The organism is Microbacterium algeriense, from assembly GCF_008868005.1.
Classification (GTDB): domain Bacteria; phylum Actinomycetota; class Actinomycetes; order Actinomycetales; family Microbacteriaceae; genus Microbacterium; species Microbacterium algeriense.
This window is the reverse complement of record NZ_WAAO01000001.1, coordinates 840,379-857,202: the sequence shown is the minus strand read 5'-3', so window position 1 is coordinate 857,202 and position 16,824 is coordinate 840,379. Positions and strand designations below refer to the sequence as shown.

The 16,824-nt window shown below is 69.6% G+C and carries 15 protein-coding genes; 6 read left to right on the top strand and 9 right to left on the bottom strand.

Annotated elements, in window-relative coordinates:
* Positions 1 to 50: 50 nt before the first annotated feature.
* Both F6A08_RS04090 and F6A08_RS04085 read left to right on the top strand, forming a co-directional pair.
* The gene (locus tag F6A08_RS04090) at positions 51 to 431 is read left to right on the top strand and encodes a DUF1761 family protein (protein ID WP_151458694.1); all 381 of its coding nucleotides are present in this window, start codon (positions 51 to 53) and stop codon (positions 429 to 431) included.
* Positions 432 to 471: 40 nt separating this feature from the next.
* Positions 472 to 756 carry a DUF1905 domain-containing protein gene (locus tag F6A08_RS04085; RefSeq protein ID WP_151458693.1) on the top strand — a complete coding sequence of 95 codons (285 nt, stop codon included), beginning with the start codon at positions 472 to 474 and terminating at the stop codon, positions 754 to 756.
* Between the two features lie 17 nt (positions 757 to 773).
* Here F6A08_RS04085 and F6A08_RS17620 read toward each other — a convergent pair whose 3' ends face one another.
* The 8 genes from F6A08_RS17620 to F6A08_RS04050 form a co-directional block, all read right to left on the bottom strand.
* Positions 774 to 944: a hypothetical protein gene (locus F6A08_RS17620; protein WP_017201731.1), complete on the bottom strand. Its 171-nt coding sequence runs from the start codon at positions 942 to 944 to the stop codon at positions 774 to 776.
* Between the two features lie 124 nt (positions 945 to 1,068).
* Positions 1,069 to 1,437 (bottom strand): hypothetical protein, encoded by a 369-nt coding sequence (locus F6A08_RS04080; protein ID WP_151458692.1) that lies wholly within the window; start codon positions 1,435 to 1,437, stop codon positions 1,069 to 1,071.
* A 96-nt stretch (positions 1,438 to 1,533) separates the two neighbouring features.
* The gene (locus tag F6A08_RS04075) at positions 1,534 to 5,718 is read right to left on the bottom strand and encodes a PQQ-dependent sugar dehydrogenase (RefSeq protein ID WP_225855726.1); all 4,185 of its coding nucleotides are present in this window, start codon (positions 5,716 to 5,718) and stop codon (positions 1,534 to 1,536) included.
* A gap of 180 nt (positions 5,719 to 5,898) precedes the next feature.
* On the bottom strand, positions 5,899 to 6,651 hold the full coding sequence (locus F6A08_RS04070; protein WP_124896384.1) for an ABC transporter ATP-binding protein: 753 nt from the start codon (positions 6,649 to 6,651) through the stop codon (positions 5,899 to 5,901).
* Positions 6,641 to 7,405 (bottom strand): ABC transporter ATP-binding protein, encoded by a 765-nt coding sequence (locus F6A08_RS04065; protein ID WP_225855725.1) that lies wholly within the window; start codon positions 7,403 to 7,405, stop codon positions 6,641 to 6,643. Before F6A08_RS04065 ends, F6A08_RS04070 begins: the two co-directional genes overlap by 11 nt.
* Positions 7,402 to 8,538 carry a branched-chain amino acid ABC transporter permease gene (locus F6A08_RS04060; protein ID WP_225855724.1) on the bottom strand — a complete coding sequence of 379 codons (1,137 nt, stop codon included), beginning with the start codon at positions 8,536 to 8,538 and terminating at the stop codon, positions 7,402 to 7,404. The genes F6A08_RS04065 and F6A08_RS04060 overlap by 4 nt, the downstream gene beginning before the upstream one ends.
* Positions 8,522 to 9,406, bottom strand: coding sequence for a branched-chain amino acid ABC transporter permease (locus F6A08_RS04055; protein ID WP_151458691.1), 885 nt, complete (start codon positions 9,404 to 9,406; stop codon positions 8,522 to 8,524). Before F6A08_RS04055 ends, F6A08_RS04060 begins: the two co-directional genes overlap by 17 nt.
* 7 nt (positions 9,407 to 9,413) lie before the next feature.
* Positions 9,414 to 10,649, bottom strand: a complete 1,236-nt coding sequence (locus F6A08_RS04050) for an amino acid ABC transporter substrate-binding protein (protein ID WP_192576678.1) — start codon at positions 10,647 to 10,649, stop codon at positions 9,414 to 9,416.
* Between the two features lie 127 nt (positions 10,650 to 10,776).
* Between F6A08_RS04050 and F6A08_RS04045 the strand changes: the two genes are divergently transcribed.
* Positions 10,777 to 11,799: a LacI family DNA-binding transcriptional regulator gene (locus tag F6A08_RS04045; RefSeq protein WP_151458690.1), complete on the top strand. Its 1,023-nt coding sequence runs from the start codon at positions 10,777 to 10,779 to the stop codon at positions 11,797 to 11,799.
* 47 nt (positions 11,800 to 11,846) lie between these two features.
* On the opposite strand, the gene F6A08_RS04040 is transcribed toward F6A08_RS04045, so the two are convergent.
* Positions 11,847 to 13,001 (bottom strand): ROK family transcriptional regulator, encoded by a 1,155-nt coding sequence (locus F6A08_RS04040; protein ID WP_151458689.1) that lies wholly within the window; start codon positions 12,999 to 13,001, stop codon positions 11,847 to 11,849.
* Positions 13,002 to 13,126: 125 nt separating this feature from the next.
* Here F6A08_RS04040 and xylA point away from each other — a divergent pair, with 125 nt between their 5' ends.
* From xylA to F6A08_RS04025, 3 genes are all read left to right on the top strand, one after another.
* Positions 13,127 to 14,335, top strand: coding sequence for a xylose isomerase (xylA, locus tag F6A08_RS04035; RefSeq protein WP_017201741.1), 1,209 nt, complete (start codon positions 13,127 to 13,129; stop codon positions 14,333 to 14,335).
* A 7-nt stretch (positions 14,336 to 14,342) separates the two neighbouring features.
* Positions 14,343 to 15,647: a xylulokinase gene (gene xylB / locus F6A08_RS04030; RefSeq protein WP_151458688.1), complete on the top strand. Its 1,305-nt coding sequence runs from the start codon at positions 14,343 to 14,345 to the stop codon at positions 15,645 to 15,647.
* Positions 15,648 to 15,813: 166 nt separating this feature from the next.
* Positions 15,814 to 16,782 carry a hypothetical protein gene (locus tag F6A08_RS04025; protein WP_151458687.1) on the top strand — a complete coding sequence of 323 codons (969 nt, stop codon included), beginning with the start codon at positions 15,814 to 15,816 and terminating at the stop codon, positions 16,780 to 16,782.
* The last annotated feature ends 42 nt before the right edge of the window (positions 16,783 to 16,824 follow it).

Genomic DNA, 16,824 nt, shown 5'->3' with positions numbered 1-16,824 from the left:
TAAAACGAGGACCTACCTTGAGTACCAGCCAGTACTAAAGGAGGCTGCACATGTTCATCCTCGGTATCGCCATCGCCACTGTCGTCTCGTTCATCGCCAGCGCTGCGCTGTACGCCGTCCCGCCGGTCTCCGCGCTCGTCACGCGCACGAGCACGCCTCGACCCGGCCTCCCGGTCGCCGTGCAGATGGCGTCGGTCCTGCTGCGCAGCCTCCTCGCTTCCTGCCTGGTCGCCGGGCTGATGGCGGCGGCCGGCTGGCAGGGCGCGGCATCGGGAGCGGCGCTCGGACTCGCACTGTCGGTGCTGCCGCTGATCCTCCTGATGGGAGGAATCGTGCACGAGAACACGGCGCCATCCGCGGCTGCCGTCCACCTGCTCGACTGGGTCATCAAGCTCACCATCATCGGGGCCCTCGTCGGCCTCTCCATCTGAACCGCACGACGCATCCGCGACCGCACGACAGGAGAGAGCCATGGCCGAACCCACACCGCTCGACATCACCTTCACCGCGACCCTCGGTAAAGTCCGCGAGGGCGACACCTGGACCTGCGTCCAGCTCCCCGACTCCGCCGCCGTGTTCGGCACGCGAGGCCTGGTGAAAGTCGCCGGAACCGTCGACGGCGAACCCTTCCGCGGGGCTTTCATGGCACTCGGCGACGGCACGCACAAGCTGCCGATCACCGCGGCCATCCGCCGCCGGATCGGACGGGCGGACGGTGACGAGGTCACCGTCCATCTGTCCGAACGCCTCAACTGAGCGGCGTCTTGCTCAGGTCAGCTCTCGCTGTCCGGGTCCTCCGCGGCGACGTCATCGGCGTCGTTCTGGCCGCTCGGGGGCACGGTGGGCGGGTTGCCCTTGCCGTCCTCGGCGCCCAGGTTGTCGTTCTCCTCGGGGCCGGGAGACGGTTCGGAGCTGATGTCGTTTCGTTCGGTTCCGGCGCTCATGGCGTCCTCCTCTGTTCCGTCACGTCGACGCTCCGCCCGGAGACGGGGCGATGCGGTGTGTCGTGTTCCAAAATACGACGCGCGCCGTGACGGCACGCGGGCCTTGACAAGGCGACGGCGGGTGTCAGCCGCAGAACGCGGAGACGGCGTCCTTCAGCTGCTCGACGGCCGCCACGCTCTCGGGCGCCTGCAGGTCGGTCATCCCCGCGATCCGGTCCGCCGTCGAGCGGATGAGGTCTCCGAGCTGGCCGTCGACGTCGCTCGCCACGCCGTCCATCGTCGCGACGAGCTCATCGCGGGCGGCATCCGCCTGCTCCGCCGAGACCTGTCCCTGGTCGAGGAGCGCCCGATACTGCGCGTAGGCCTCATCGATCGTCGTGCAGGTCGCCGCGACATCCACGCCGACCGCGTCGCCCGCCATCTGCGTCACCTGGGCGCAGCCCGCGAGGAGACCGATCGCGAGGACGAGGGGCACGAGGAGAACACGGCGCATGCCTCCGAGGGTACCCGGGCCTCCTCCGGTTCCGGTCGCGATATAACAGGCTCAGGGGGTGATTCTGGCTGTCATATCGCGACCGGAACGGCGAGGCTAGGGCGCCGTCAGGGTGAAGTCGACGGTTGTGGCGTTGCCGGCCACGTCGTAGACCACCAGGGTGTTCGCGCCGAGCACGGCACCGAAGGCACCGGGCTTGACGCCGTTGAGGTCGGACCAGACGTTGTCCGTCAGATCCTTCACGACGCCGTTCAGCGTCAGGCGGTCGATCTTCCCGGCGTCGTGGAGCTTGTACGACACCGAGCTGTAGGTCCCGCCCGCCCCCGCCGTGAGTCCCGGTCCCTCCTTCACGGTCACCGACGGAGCCGTGACGTCGAGCGTGAAGCGCACCGTCGTCGCATTGCCCGCCGCGTCGTACACGACGAGCGTGTTCGCTCCGGCGACCGCACCGAACACTCCGGGCTTCACACCGTTCAGGTCGGACCAGACGTCGTCCGTCAGATCCTTCTCGACGCCGTTGAGCGTCAGGCGGTCGACCTTGCCCGCGTCGTTCAGCTTGAACGACACCGCGCTGTAGACGCCGTCACGGCCGACCGTGAACTCCGCGCCGCTCTTGACCGTCACGGCCGGAGCCGTGGTGTCGGTCGGCGCCGTCGTGACCGAGAGCTCACGCAGACGCCCGAAGTTGTCGAAGGAGCCGAAGCCCACCCGGCCCTCCGTGAAGGTCTTGTCGTTCGCGGTCATCAGCGGGGTGTCGAGGCCGTCCACGTAGACGGCGATGTCGCCGCTGTCCGCGCACCGGACCAGGCGCACGTCGTGCCACTCCTCATCCGTGACCGCCGGCGGCGCCCCGACCGACCCGTCCCACTGGTCGTCGATCCGCTCCCGGTCGGCCTTGTTCACCTTGAAGATGCCGTTGTGGGCGTAGATCGTGTTGTCCTGCGACAGATGCGCGTAGTAGTACTCCGTGTCGGACTTCCACCCGAAGACGAGGATCACGTCGCGGTTGTTCACCGACGCCCGCTCGTCCAGGCGCACCTGGGCGCTGAGGTCGAACGATCCCAGAGGCGCACCTTCCGTGAGGACCGCGTACTCGAACGGGCGACGGATGCCGTCGTTCGGGTTGGTCCCCGCCTCCGTGAGGACCACCTCCTCGCCGGGGAAGTCCCACTTCGCCGGCGTCCGCGGCGCCCAGTCGTCCTCCGCCATCACGTCGGTGATGACGGGACCGTCCGGGGTGCAGGTCGGCGGGGTGGGCGGTTCCACAGGCGGCACGGCGTACAGCGCGTACTGCGCGGCGACCTGCTCGGCCGTCGGGACGGTGTCGAGCAGCATGATGTCGTCCATGCGACCGGTGAACGGGTTGGCCTCGCGCGTGTTCTGCGGGAAGCTGCCGCCGATCTTGATCCCGGCCGGAGCGGTGTCGGACGTGACGCCCTCACCCCAGGGGTTGGCCGCGGTGTACTTCCCCGCGAGCTCCTCGCCGTTCCGGAACAGCTTCATCTCGCCCGCTGCGAAGTCGAAGGTCGCCGCGAGATGGACCCACTGCCCCTTCGCGAGGATCTCGTCCCACGGCAGGTCGGCCGCGAACGTCCAGGAGCCGGCTCCGTCGACGCGACGGCCGAGGGCGACGAGCTTGAGCTCGCCGTCGACCGTGATCACCTCGAGCAGCGCCCGCACCGCGTGTCCGTCCGAGGTGCCGGTGAGCACACCGGCCAGGCCGATCGCGTTGTACACGTCGTCCGGATTCGCCGTTCCGGAGTTCAGCGCGGGGTGGTCGCCGGTCGGCTTGAACCATCCCATGACCGCGGCCTTGTCCGTGCCGGCGAACGCGTCCAGCGAGTCGACGCCGGAGGCATCGTAGACGCCGGCCTTCCAGTCGTCGTTCGACGCGGTGCGCGGACTCATCTGCTGGGTCTGCAGCGCCTCGCCGGATCCGGGATAGGCCCGATCGGCCACGCGCATCTCGATGCCGCCGTTGATCAGCGAGATGTCGGTGCCGGAGCGCCCCTGGTCGACCTCGACGGTCGGCTTCGCGGCGTCCGGGTGATCGAAGTCGTAGTGCGCCACGAGGTTCGGGGCGAGCGCCGGCAGGACGAACGGCGACACCGGCTCATCCACCGTCCTCGCCCCCGTGACCTTCCAGATCTTTCCGTTCGCCTTGGACACGAGGTACAGCTCGCCGTCGGCATCGGAGCCGAACCGCAGGTCGACACGCTTGTCGCCGACCAGCTCCTGGAACGTGGTCTCCTCACCGTCGGCGAAGACCCGCAGCTCCTCGATCGTGGCGAGGTCGTCGATGTCGCCGTCGTTGCGCACCATCTCGTCGGCATCGGTCGACAGCACCCAGCCGCGGACGAGGTCGGTGAAGAGGTACCGCCCCTGCAGCTCGGGGATGTCGCCGCGGTAGACGAACCCGCCGTTCACGGCCACTCCGGCGTCTCCGGTCTGGCCGGGGTCGCGGTTGTGGTCGTAGGCGGCGACCGGATAGGTGAAGCCGTACTGCGCATCGTCTGCCGGGAGCGGGAAGATCTGCCGGTTGTCGGCGAGGAACGAGCCCTCGCGCACCGACCAGCCGAAGTTGTCCCCCGGTTCGACGGCGTAGATCGATTCGACCTGCCATTCGCCGATGTGCGCGAGGTACATCGTGTGCTCGCCCTCCGGATCCCAGCTGATGCGGTGCGGGTCGCGCATGCCGACGGCGTAGATCTCGGGCAGCGCATCCGCCTCGTCGATGAACGGGTTGTCCCCCGGCACGCCGTACTCGCCGTTCTCGCTGTCGTCGCCGGTCGGGTTCACGCGCAGGATCTTGCCCTGCGGGGTGGCGAGGTCCTGCGGGTTGCCGTTGCCGACGCCGTTGCCGCCGTCACCGACGAGGATGTAGAGGTTGCCGTAGTCGGCGTCACCCTCCTCGACCGTCGGGTTGAACGCGATCTGCTGCACGGTGTGCACGCGACCGGCGAAGGGGATCCGCATGATCTCGCGGTGCGTTCCCGAGAAGGTCTCAGCGGAGGGATCGCTCGCCTTCCACTCGGTGATCACGCTGTGGAACGCGGTGTTGCCGAACGCCGGGAAGTCCGGGGTGTCCTCGGTCAGCGCCGTTCCCCCCTCGGTGTGCACCGTGTAGAACAGACCGTTCTCGGCGAAGTCGGGGTGGAATTCGGCCGACCCCAGCCCCGTGCCGAGTCCCGCGCTGTTGTGGAAGTTGTCGATGAACTCGTTCCGCACGTTGAGGTACGGCACATACGCACCGGACTCCTTGTCGACCAGGTAGAGGATGTCGTTGTTGTCCGGCACCATCAGGCGGCCGGAGCCGTCCGGCACCTCGTCGAGGTGGGTGATCCGGTTGTGACGTACGAGACGCTGATCCTGCGTGGCCGGGGTCGTCTGCGACTTCGGCAGCTGCGCGAGCTCGGTCACCTCGATGCCGAGGTCGGCGAGCGCGGGATCGGGAAGCGGGTTGAGCAGCGGCTCGTTCGCCGTGCCGCCGGGAGCGCAGTCGCCGGGGTTGCCGGTGGCGATCGCGAGGTTCTCCCCGGTGTTGTCGACCGCGACGTCGTCCAGCAGCAGGCGCCCGGCGCTGGAGGACCCGTTCTTCCAGAAGAACCGGTCGAGCGCGCCGTTCACGGCCTGCCGGAAGCCGAACTGCTGCTCCGTGCCCTCGGGGAGGCGGGTCTGCTCCTCGTAGGCGCCACCCTGGCTGTACACGGTGACCTTGTCGGCCGCATTGTCGGCGACGATCCAGACACACTGCCACGCGTCCTTCGACCACACGCCGGCGGGCTTGAAGGCACCGCCGTCGCGCACCCGCAGCACGTCGTCGTTCTGGTTGTTCACGTACGCGCGACTGTTCACGTAGTCGTTGGGTGCATCCACGTCGGTGAGCCCGAACGAGGTGTCGACGCTGCCGGTGCGGAGGAACCGGAAGAACAGGGTTCCGGTGTCGCCCTCCGCGATCGCGGGGATGGCGCGATACGACTGCTGCCCGCCGCCGACGGACTCGACCACCTGGTTGTTCCCGTTCAGGGGGTCGGCGATCACGCGAGGAGCGGCGGATGCCACCCATCCGTCCTGACCGTTCAGCGCGGTGCGCTCATACGCCTCGAAGTCGAGCAGCTCCGTGAACGGCTCGGCGGCCGCGGCGGGCGCGGTGGTCAGCAGCGCTCCCGCCACCGTCACCGCAGCCACGACGGCGGCGGCGCGAAGGCTGCGGCGGGTTCCTGTCGGCGGGGATTCCGATCGTCCGTTCGAGCGGGCCGGTCGCATGGTTCGTTCGTGCATCAGAAACCTCTCAACGTCATCGTCGTGCGGTGTCGTGCCGACAGATCGTGCTCCTTCCCCGGAGGCGGCACTGCGGCGGGGAAGACGGGGATGCGGGGTGGGACCTCCCAGGTGAGTAAGCGCTTTCGTCGTGGGCTGGAGAAGAGCGGGTGGGGGCCGCAGCCCCCACCCGCTCCGAGATCATCCCGCGTCGGCCACGGAGGGCTTCCCGCCCAGGTACAGGGCGGCGAGGGTGGGATCGGCGAGCAGCTCGGACGCCGGTCCCGAGATGTGCACCCGACCGAGGTCGAGCACGCAGCCGATGTCGGCGGTCTCGAGGGCCCTCCGGGCGTTCTGCTCCACGAGGAGCACGGCGGTTCCGGCATCGCGCATCCGCACGACCTGCTCGAACACCTTCTCGGTGGTCTTCGGGTCGAGTCCCATCGACGGCTCGTCCAGCAGCACCACCTTGGGGCTGACCATCAGGGAGCGCGCGAACTCGACCTGCTTCTGCTGTCCGCCGGAGAGGAGCCCGGCCAGCTGCTTCCACCGCTCCCCCACGATCGGGAAGAGGTTCTGCACGAACTCGACGCGCTCCTGGATGACCTTCTGGTCCTTCAGCGTGAACGCCCCGAGCATCACGTTCTCGCCCACGGTCATCTCCCGGAACACGCTGTGCCCCTGGAGGACGTGCGCGAGCCCGTTGCGCAGCATCGACTGCGGGCCGTCGCCGGTGATGTCGCGCCCGTCGACGTGGATCGAGCCCGACCGCGGCTTGAGCATGCCGCTGGCCACCTTCAGCACGGTCGACTTGCCGGCGCCGTTGGGCCCGACCAGGCAGACCACGGATCCGGGCGGCACCTCCACGGTGAGTCCGCGGAGCACGAGAGCCGCCCGGCCGTAACCGGCCTCGATGTCACGCAGCTCCAGCAGGTTCTTCGCTTCAGACTCCAAGGTAGGCCTCCAGGACTCGCGGGTCTTGCTGGATGATCTCGGGCGTTCCCTCGGCGATCGGACGCCCGCGGTCGAACACCACGACGTGATCGCACAGGCTCATCACCATCTCCATGTTGTGCTCGACGATGATGAAGGTCTTGCCCTCCTCGTTGAGCTCGCGCACGAGCGTCGCGATGCGTCCGATGAGAGCGGGGTTCACGCCTCCGGCCGGCTCGTCGAGCATGATCGTGTCGGGTTCGCCCATCAGCACGCCGGCCAGCTCGAGCAGCTTCTGCTGGCCGTAGCTGAGGTTGCGCGCCTCGGCGTGCTCCAGGTGGTCGATGCCGACGCGGCGCAGCCATCCCCGCGCCCGCTCCAGCTCCTCCGGGTCATGAGCCGAGCGCAGCTGGCGCCGGATGCTGGGACTGCGCACCGCCACCAGCAGGTTCTCCATCACGGTCATGCGCGGGAACACCCGGCACAGCTGGAAGCTCCGGCCGATCCCGGTGCGCGCGATCCGGTCGGGCGACTTGCGCGTGATCTCCTGCCCCCGGTAGCGGACCTGACCGGAGTCCGGCTTGATCATCCCGGTGACGCAGTTGAAGAAGGTGGTCTTGCCCGAGCCGTTCGGCCCGATCAGACCGTTGACCTTGCCCTCACGGAAGCTGACGGTCGCGCCGTCGACCGCGGTGACGCCGCCGAACGACTTCGTCATCTCGACCGTGCTCAGACTCTCCAGGGTGGTCGGGGACTGTGCGGTGGGGGCGTTCACGATGACGTCTCCTCTGTCGACGCGGCGGCGGTGCGCGGGGCGGCGGCCGCCGTCTTGGCCTTGTTCTGCTCCAGCAGCTCGCCGGCGGTGACCTCGCGGATGGATGCCTGGTCCGACTTGCGGGTGAACAGGCCCTTCACCGCGGGGATGACCCCGTCCGGCATGAACAGCACGACCACGCCGAGCAGGATGCCCGTGGCGATGAGGTGGAACTGCGTGTCGCCGAACTCGAGCTTGAAGTACTCGAGCGCGATGCCGACCACGACGGCGCCGAGCAGCGGTCCGAACAGGTTCCTGACCCCGCCCAGCAGCGCCATCAGGACCATGTACGAGCCGATCAGGATCGAGAACTGGAAGATCGGATCCAGGTCGCCGAACCACAGGGCGTAGAGCCCGCCGCCGAGGGCGACGAACAGCGCGGACAGCACGTACGCGATCAGCTTGTACCGCGTGGTCGGGACGCCGAGCGACTGGGCCTTGTCCTCGTCCTCGCGGATCGACTTGAGCGCGGTGCCGAACTTCGACCGGTCGATGACCCACCACACCACCAGCGCGAAGGCCAGCAGCGCCGTGAACAGGTAGAAGAAGATCCGGTGATGCTCGGGACGCAGCACGTCGAACGGGCGGGGGACGTTGAGTCCCTCCGAGCCGCCGGTCACCTCCCGCCAGCTCTGGAACACCAGCAGCATGATCAGCACGAAGGCGATCGAGACGATCACGAACGAGGCGCCGCGCACCCGGAGGGCGGCGATGCCGATCGGGATCGCGATGATCACGACCAGGATCGCCGCGAGGATCCAGGCGACGAAGCCGGGCAGCGCCAGGTACTTGATCAGCAGACCGGTGCCGTAGGCGCCGAGGCCGAAGTACGCGGCATGGCCGAGGGAGATGTACCCGGTGAAGCCGCCCATGAAGTTCCACCCCGTCGACAGCACGGCGTAGTTGAGGATGACGACCCCCGCCGACAGGATGTACGGGTTCGGGGCGACCAGCGGGAAGGACAGCACCAGGGCGGCGCCGACCACGAGGAGGACGAGGCCCACCCACCTGCTCGACTTCCGCCGCACGGGGGCGGGCGGGGCGACCACGACCGTCTCGGTGGCGATCGGCTCTCTGCTAGAAACGCTGGGCAAGACGACCTCCGAAGAATCCTTGCGGACGGAACATGAGCGTGGCGAACAGGGCGACGTAGAAGACCGTCTGCGCCCACGTCGGCCCCAGCGGGAGCTGGAGCAGGCTCTGCGCGATCCCCAGGACGAGCGCGGCGATGGCCGCTCCGGGGATGCTGCCGAGACCGCCGACCACGATGATCGCCATGAGCGGGCCGATCCAGTGCCAGTGCAGCGACGGGTAGATCGTCGCGTCGAGCGAGAGCGCGGTGCCGCCGATGGCGGCGGTCGCGAGCCCCAGTCCGAAGCCGTAGCCGGCGACGCGGTCGGTGTTGATGCCGACCAGGCGCGCGGCCTCCGGGTGCTGGATCGTCGCCCGCAGCGCCTGACCGAACTTCGTGTACTTCAGCAGCGAGAACAGCAGCGCGAGGGCCACGGCCGCGAGACCGAAGGCGATGAGCTTGACCACCGGCACCTGCGCGCCGAAGAAGTCGAGGCTCGCACTCGCGTACGGCAGCGGGATGCGGCGCTGCGTGCCGGTGAAGAAGAACCCGAGCGCCCCCTCGATGATGAGCGCCACCGCGAAGGTGAGCAGCACCGACATCATGGTCAGCGTCAGGGGCTTCAGCCTCGACACCAGCAGCCGCTGCATCACGACGCCGGTCAGGAAGAACAGCGGGACCGTGACGATGAGCGACACGAGGGGATCGATGCCCGTCTCCCTGTTGAACCACCACGCGAGGTAGGCGGCCAGGATCAGGAAGGCCGAGTGCGCGATCATGACGACGCGCATGATCCCGAAGTAGAGCGTGAGCCCGGCCGCCAGGAGGGCGTAGAGCCCTCCCAGCAGGACGCCGAGGATCAGGCTTTGCAGCAGCAGTGCTCCACTCACGTGCAGATCACCACGTCGGCTTCGGGAAGAGGAAGTCGGCTTCCTTGACGTCCTCGGGGAGGACGATCAGGATCTCGCCGTCGATCCACTGCTGGATGAGGTGGGCGCCGGTGGGCTTGCCCGTCTCGTCCCAGCTGAGGGGTCCGACCACGGTCTCGACCTCGTTGTCGCGCAGCCAGTCGATGAGCTCCTGCTGGCATTCGCCCTGCTCGGCGCAGCCGACGGCCTCGACCGCCGCCGCGACGACCTGACCGGTCGTGTACGCGTTCGCCTCGTCCTCCGACGGCGGGTTGCCGTGCATCTCGGTGTACTTCTCGACGAACTCGACGTTGCTGGGGAACTGCGACTTCGGCGAGTAGCCCGTCGGAGCGAGGATGCCCTCGGTCGCCCCGCCGATGGCCGCGGCGAACTCCGGGTTGGTCGGAGCGGTGGAGAACGCGGCGAGCTCGGGCTGGTAGTTCAGCTGCTGCAGCGCGATGATCAGGTTCACCGCGTCCTGGTACTGGGTGCCGCCGATAACGATGTCGGCGTCGGACTGGGCGATCTTCGCGGCGATCGTGGAGAAGTCGGTGGTGTTGGGCGGGTAGACCTCGTTCACGAGGATCTCGACCCCGGCCTCTTCCAGCTTGTCCCGGAGGCCGTAGGCCGTGCCCTGTGCGAAGGGGTCGTCCATGGCGGCGACGGCCGCGGTCTCCGGGCGCTGGTCCTCCGGGAGGGCCAGCAGGTAGTCCGCGAGGTTGTTGTAGTGGTCGTTGGCGATCGCGGGCGCGGCGTAGAAGAGGTTGTCGAAGCCCTGCTCGAAGACCTCCTCCGCGGCTCCGGCCGGCTCGACGAAGAGCATGCCGTATTCCTGCGCGACGCGGGCGGAGGGGACGACCAGCCGGGTGGAGAACGGGCCGAACACGAGGTCGACGCCGTCCTGCGCGATCAGCGACTCGTAGTCGGAGACGACGCGGTCGGCGTTGGACTGGTCGTCGAGGATCTTCAGCTCGACCTGCCGGCCGAGGAGACCGCCGTTCTCGTTCACGATGTCGCGCCAGGCCTCGTAGCCGCGTTCGACGCCCTTGCCCGGCTCCGAGAAGTCGCCGGTGAGGGGGAGGGAGATGCCGATGACGATCGGATCGTCGGAGCCACCCCCCTCGCCCTGGTCTCCGGTTCCGGAACAGGCCGAAACCGTGAGCGCGGCGATCGAAAGCGTTCCGATCGCCGCAGCGATCCGTCGACCGTGTCTGGGTGCAGTCATCCGAGTCTCCTACGTCATCGTAGCGAAAGCGCTTTCGTAAGCGCTTCCGCCACTATAGTGGGACGGAAGAACGAAGAGCAACCTACAGCGCAATCAGCGTCGATCTTGCTCCTCAGGGGGAGGCTTCGTGAAGCGTGAGGGCGCGCCACGACTCATCGATGTGGCCGAGGCCGCCGGCGTCTCCCTGGCGAGTGCGTCGCGAGCGATGTCCGGCGGATCCGGGATCTCCCCCGAGGTCGCCGCGCATGTGCGAGGCATCGCCCAGCAGCTCGGCTACGAGCCCAACATGCACGCCAGAGGCCTCGCGGGCGGCCTGGTCCCGACGATCGGACTCGTCGTGCACGAGATCGGCGACCCCTACTTCTCCGACATCGCCAGCGGCGTGATCCGCAGCGCGACGCTCGAGAACCGATCGGTCCAGATCGCGCAGGCCGAGCGCACACCCGACAGCGAGCTCGCCCAGGTGAAGTCGCTGATGCGGCAGCGGATCGGGTCGATCATCATCGCCGGGTCGGGCTATGCCGACAGCCAGCGCGAGCAGCGGATGTCCGACGCCCTCGTGGACTTCACCCTCGCCGGAGGTCGCGTCGCCGTGATCGGACGCCACTACCTCCCGGTCGACGCCGTGCTGCCCGACAACCACCGCGCCGGCGTATCGGTCGGGCGGCATCTCGCCGAGCTCGGCCACCGTCGGATCGGGGTCGTCGCCGGACCGCTCGAGCTCAACACCGTGGCCGACCGCATCGCCGGGCTCAGGGAGGGGACGGACGAGCCGGGCGTGGAGCTGACCGTCGTGTCGCAGGCCTTCACCCGGGAGGGCGGCATCGCCGGAGCCCGCGAGCTTCTCGGTCGGGGTCTCACGGCGATCGTGGGGCTCAACGACGCCATGGCCATCGGCATCCTCAGCGAGCTGCGACAGCACGGCATCCGCGTGCCAGAGGAGATGTCGGTGGTGGGGTTCGACGACATCGCGGTGGCCGCAGACGTCGCCCCGGCCCTGACCACCGCCCGCATCCCGATGTTCGACATGGGCCAGCACGCGGTCTCGCTCATCCTCCGCCCCGCGAGCGATGAGCCCCGCACCATCGCCACCTCGCACGAGCTGATCATCCGTCAGTCGTCCGGTCCCCCCGCTCCGGTCGCGATATAACAGCCTCCTGAGCCGGTTTTGGCTGTTATATCGCGACCGGAGCGGGGTCAGATGACGCCAGCAGCGGTCCAGGACAGCTCGGCGGCGCCCAGCAGGAGACGGTCGGCGGCCAGGGAAGCGGGGAGGATGCGCAGGCCCTCGACGTTCTCGGGCATCGCTCGGGCCGCGACGTCGGCCGCGAAGCCCTCGGGGTCGAGCTCCTCGAGCTGCGCGAGGAAGCCGCCCAGCACCACGACCGAGGGGTTCAGGATGTTCACGGCATCGGCGATCGCCTGCGCGAGGAAGCCGCGCTGACCCTGGAGCTCGGCATGCACGGCGTCTTCCTCGACGGCGGCGGCGAGCGCTTCACCGAGGGTCGCATCGTCCGCCGCGGGGAGCCCGAGCGCGGACAGGAGCCTCGCCCGACTGACCACATCCTCCAGGACGACCGCAGATGACGCGTCGACCCGGTTCTGACCGAACTCCCCGGCGTATCCGCCCACTCCGCCGACGGGAGACCCGTGGACGATGATGCCGCCGCCGATGCCGGACGGCCCGCCGTTCAGGTACACGACGTCGTCCACGCCCTGAGCGGCCCCGAACAGGTGCTCCGCGACGGCGCCCAGGCTCGCGTCGTTGCCGACCGCCACGGGCAGACCGGTCCGATCGGCGATCAGCGCGCTCAGCGGGGCATCGATCCATCCGAGGTGCGGCGCGTTGCGGACGAGCCCGTCGGCCGCCCGCACGAGTCCTGGTACGGCGACGCCCACCGCGACGAGTCGCGCGTCCGACAGCGCACCCTGCCGCCACCGTTCGATCGCATCACCCACCACATCGGCGACCTCGGCGGCCCCGATCACGGACTCCGACTCGATGCGCTCGCGCACCACGATCTGTCGGCCCAGGTCGATGGCGGCGACCTCCACGGCGTCGACCTCGGGGTTCACCGCGATCACGACCGTCCGGGCAGAGGCGGCGACCACGGGCGAGGGGCGTCCCACCCGACCGATCGGGTCGGGATCGCGCTCGACCACCCAGCCCTCGGCGACGAGCTCGGCCACCAGGTCGGCGATGGTCGAGCGGTTCAGGCCCGTCGCGGCGGTCAGCTGAGCCCGTGACTGCGCTCCTCCGCGGTGGATGAGCCGCAGCACGCGGGCGAGGTTCCCCGCGCGCACACCGCCGCCGACATCCCGGGGGGCCGCGGCCTCGACGGATTCCGTCACATCGTCCTCGCATTCCGCTTCGGCGTCTCAGTCTAGGAGCCTGGACATCGCCGCCTCCGCGTTATATGTTGTGTCTCACAACATATGTGCGCACGCCGCCGCGCGCCACCATGCGAAGGAGCATCATGAGCCTCACCCCGACCCGCGAAGACAAGTTCTCGTTCGGCCTCTGGACGATCGGATACAACGGCACCGACCCGTTCGGCGGTCCGACCCGTCCGGCCCTCGACGTCGTGCACGCGGTGGAGAAGCTGGCAGAGCTCGGCGCCTACGGCCTCACCTTCCATGACGACGACCTGTTCGCTTTCGGATCGACGGATGCCGAGCGCCAGACCCAGATCGACCGGCTCAAGGGCGCCCTCGCCGACACGGGCCTCGTCGTGCCGATGGTCACCACCAACCTGTTCAGCGCTCCGGTCTTCAAGGACGGCGGCTTCACCTCGAACGACCGCCAGGTGCGGCGCTACGCCCTGCGCAAGGTGTTCCGGCAGCTCGACCTCGGCGCCGAGCTCGGCGCCAAGACCTTCGTCATGTGGGGCGGCCGCGAGGGCGCGGAGTACGACTCGGCCAAGGACGTGCGCGCCGCACTCGAGCGGTACCGCGAAGCCGTGAACCTGCTCGGCGACTACGTGACCGACAAGGGCTACGACATCCGGTTCGCGATCGAGCCGAAGCCGAACGAACCCCGCGGCGACATCCTGCTGCCCACCCTCGGCCACGCGATCGCCTTCATCGACTCGCTCGAGCGGCCGGAGCTCGTCGGCGTGAACCCCGAGGTCGGACACGAGCAGATGGCCGGGCTCAACTTCACCGCCGGCATCGCGCAGGCGCTGTACCACGGCAAGCTCTTCCACATCGACCTCAACGGTCAGCGCGGCATCAAGTACGACCAGGATCTGGTCTTCGGCCACGGCGACCTGCACAACGCCTTCTCGCTCGTGGACCTGCTCGAGAACGGCGGCCCCTCGACAGGCTCGGGGACCCAGCCGATTCCGGCCTACGACGGCCCCCGCCACTTCGACTACAAGCCCTCGCGCACCGAGGACGAGACGGGCGTGTGGGAATCGGCCGCCGCGAACATGCGCACCTACCTGCTGCTGAAGGAGCGCGCCGCGGCCTTCCGCGCCGACCCCGAGGTGCAGGAGGCGCTGGCCGCCGCGAAGGTCGCCGAGCTCTCGACGCCGACGCTGGACGAGGGCGAGGGCTACGAGGCCTTCCTCGCCGACCGCAGCGCCTACGAGGACTTCGACGCCGACGCGTACCTCGGCGGCAAGGGGTTCGGATTCGTCCGGCTGCAGCAGCTCGCCACCGAGCACCTGCTCGGCGCGCGCTGATCCGTCGATGGCTCTCGTTCTCGGCGTCGACTCCTCGACGCAGTCCTGCAAGGTCGTCGTCCTCGACTCCGAGACGGGAGCCGTCGTGCGGACGGGACGCGCTGCGCACCCCGACGGCACGGCGGTCGACCCGGAAGCGTGGTGGATCGCACTGCGGGCGGCCATCGACGAGGCCGGCGGGCTCGACGACATCGCCGCGTGGTCGATCGGAGGGCAGCAGCACGGCATGGTGGCCCTGGACTCCTCCGGGGCGGTGATCCGCGACGCCCTGCTGTGGAACGACACCCGCTCGGCGGGCGCCGCGTCCGCGCTGGTCGACGCGTTCGGGGCGCAGGAGCTGGCCGACCGCACCGGCGTCGTGCCCGTGGCGTCCTTCACGATCTCGAAGGTGCGGTGGCTGCGCGACGCCGAACCCGACAACGCGGCGCGCGTGGCCGCGATCGCCCTGCCGCACGACTGGCTCACCTGGCGGCTGCGCGGCTTCGGTCCGGACGGCGCCGAAGGCGCGACCCGCGGCCCGGTGCTGGATGAGCTCGTCACCGACCGATCCGACGCATCGGGAACCGGATACTGGAGCCCCGCGACCGGCGACTACGACCGCGAGCTGCTCCGCGCCGCGCTCGGCCACGACGCGATCCTGCCCGGGGTGCTCGGCCCCGACGAATGGGTGACGGATGCCGACGGCCGGCGCGTCGCGGCCGGCGCGGGCGACAACGCGGCGGCCGCCCTCGGGCTCGGGGCAGGACCCGGAGACGTCGTGGTGTCGATCGGCACGAGCGGGACGGTCTTCGCGGTGTCGGAGACGCCGTCGGCGGATGCCTCCGGGATCATCGCGGGGTTCGCCTCGGCCGACGGGCACTTCCTCCCGCTCGTGTGCACCCTCAACGCCGCGCGCGTGCTCGACGTCACGGCCGCGCTTCTCGGCGTCGACCATGACGAGCTCAGCCGCCTCGCCCTGGACGCGCCGGCCGGGGCGGACGGCCTCGCGCTCGTGCCGTACTTCGAGGGAGAGCGCACCCCGAACCTCCCGGATGCCACGGCAACGCTCTCCGGGATGACGCTCGCCTCGACCACCCGCGAGAACCTCGCGCGCGCGGCCGTCGAGGGGATGCTGTCCGGCCTCGGCGCCGGCCTCGACGCCCTGCGCGCGGAAGGGGTGCCCCTGCGCCGCGCGCTGCTGATCGGCGGCGGTGCGCAGTCGGACGCGGTGCGGGCGATCGCTCCGCAGGTGCTCGGCATCCCGGTCGAGGTCCCCGACGCGGCCGAGTACGTCGCCCTCGGCGCCGCCCGCCAGGCCGCCGCCACCCTCTGACCCCCCACCACCCCTCACCACTCCTCCCCAACTGCCGTTCGTTTGGCGCTCCGGTCGCGATATTCCATCGATCCAGGGCCGGTATCGCTGGAATACTGCGACCGGAGTGGGCAAACCCTGGGGATAAACCAGACGGAGCAGGAAAAGGGGCGGGGAGGGTGGAGGGATGGGACGCAGAATCCTCCTTCCAGACCAGCTCGGCGACGTGTTCGACGTGCACGAGGCGCACGGGGCGGGCGTGGGGCGCGGCCGGCTGCACGGGAGGGACCTCGAGATCCCGTTCCCCGGACTCCGTGCGCGCATCGACCCCGACCCGTCGGACCCCGAACCGGACGACCCCTACCTCCGGCAGCGGCGGGCGCGGACGGAGAGAGCACGACTCTACGCGCGACGGATGCCGGACTCCCAGCACATCAGCCACGAGTCGGCCGCAGCACTGTGGGGCGGGCCCCTTCCGCTCGCGTTCGGCCCCGACGACCGGATCGCGGAGGCTTCGAACCTGCCGGTGCACGTGACCGTGATCGGCGACGGCCCCCTCCCTCGCACGACCGGGGTCGCACGCCACCGCGGACGAGCGGACCGGACCTTCGCCACCGAGCACGACGGCATCCGCCTGGCGACGCCCGCGACGACCTGGGCGAGCCTCGGAGCGCTGTCGGTCGTCGATCTCGTCGCGCTCGGCGACTACTTCTGCCGCGTCTGGCGGCAGGGACGAGGCCGGCCGACGCCGGGGAGGGCTCCGCTGGCGACGATCGACGAACTGCGGGCCGCGACGGGATCAGGGCGCCGGCTCGGGATCGGACGCCTCCGGCAGGCGGTCGAGTGGATCCGCGAGGACTCCTGGTCACCGCGGGAGAGCGCTGTGCGCTGCGTGCTCCTGGGGGCCGGCCTGCCGGAACCCGAGCTCAACGTCGACATCTACCACGAGGGCCGCTTCCTCGGCTGCGCGGACTTGGTCTATGCAAGCCGGCGGGTGATCGTCGAGTACCACGGCATGCTGCACGGCGCCTCCTGGGCCGCCGACGTGGAGCGGATCGCCGCCTTCCGTGCCGCCGGCTGGACGGTGATCGACGTCACCGCTCCCCTCCTCCGCCGCCCCGACGACCTGATCGCCCGTGTCCGCCGGGCTCTCTGACCCGCTCCGGTCGCGATATTCCATCGATCCGACCGGCAGATC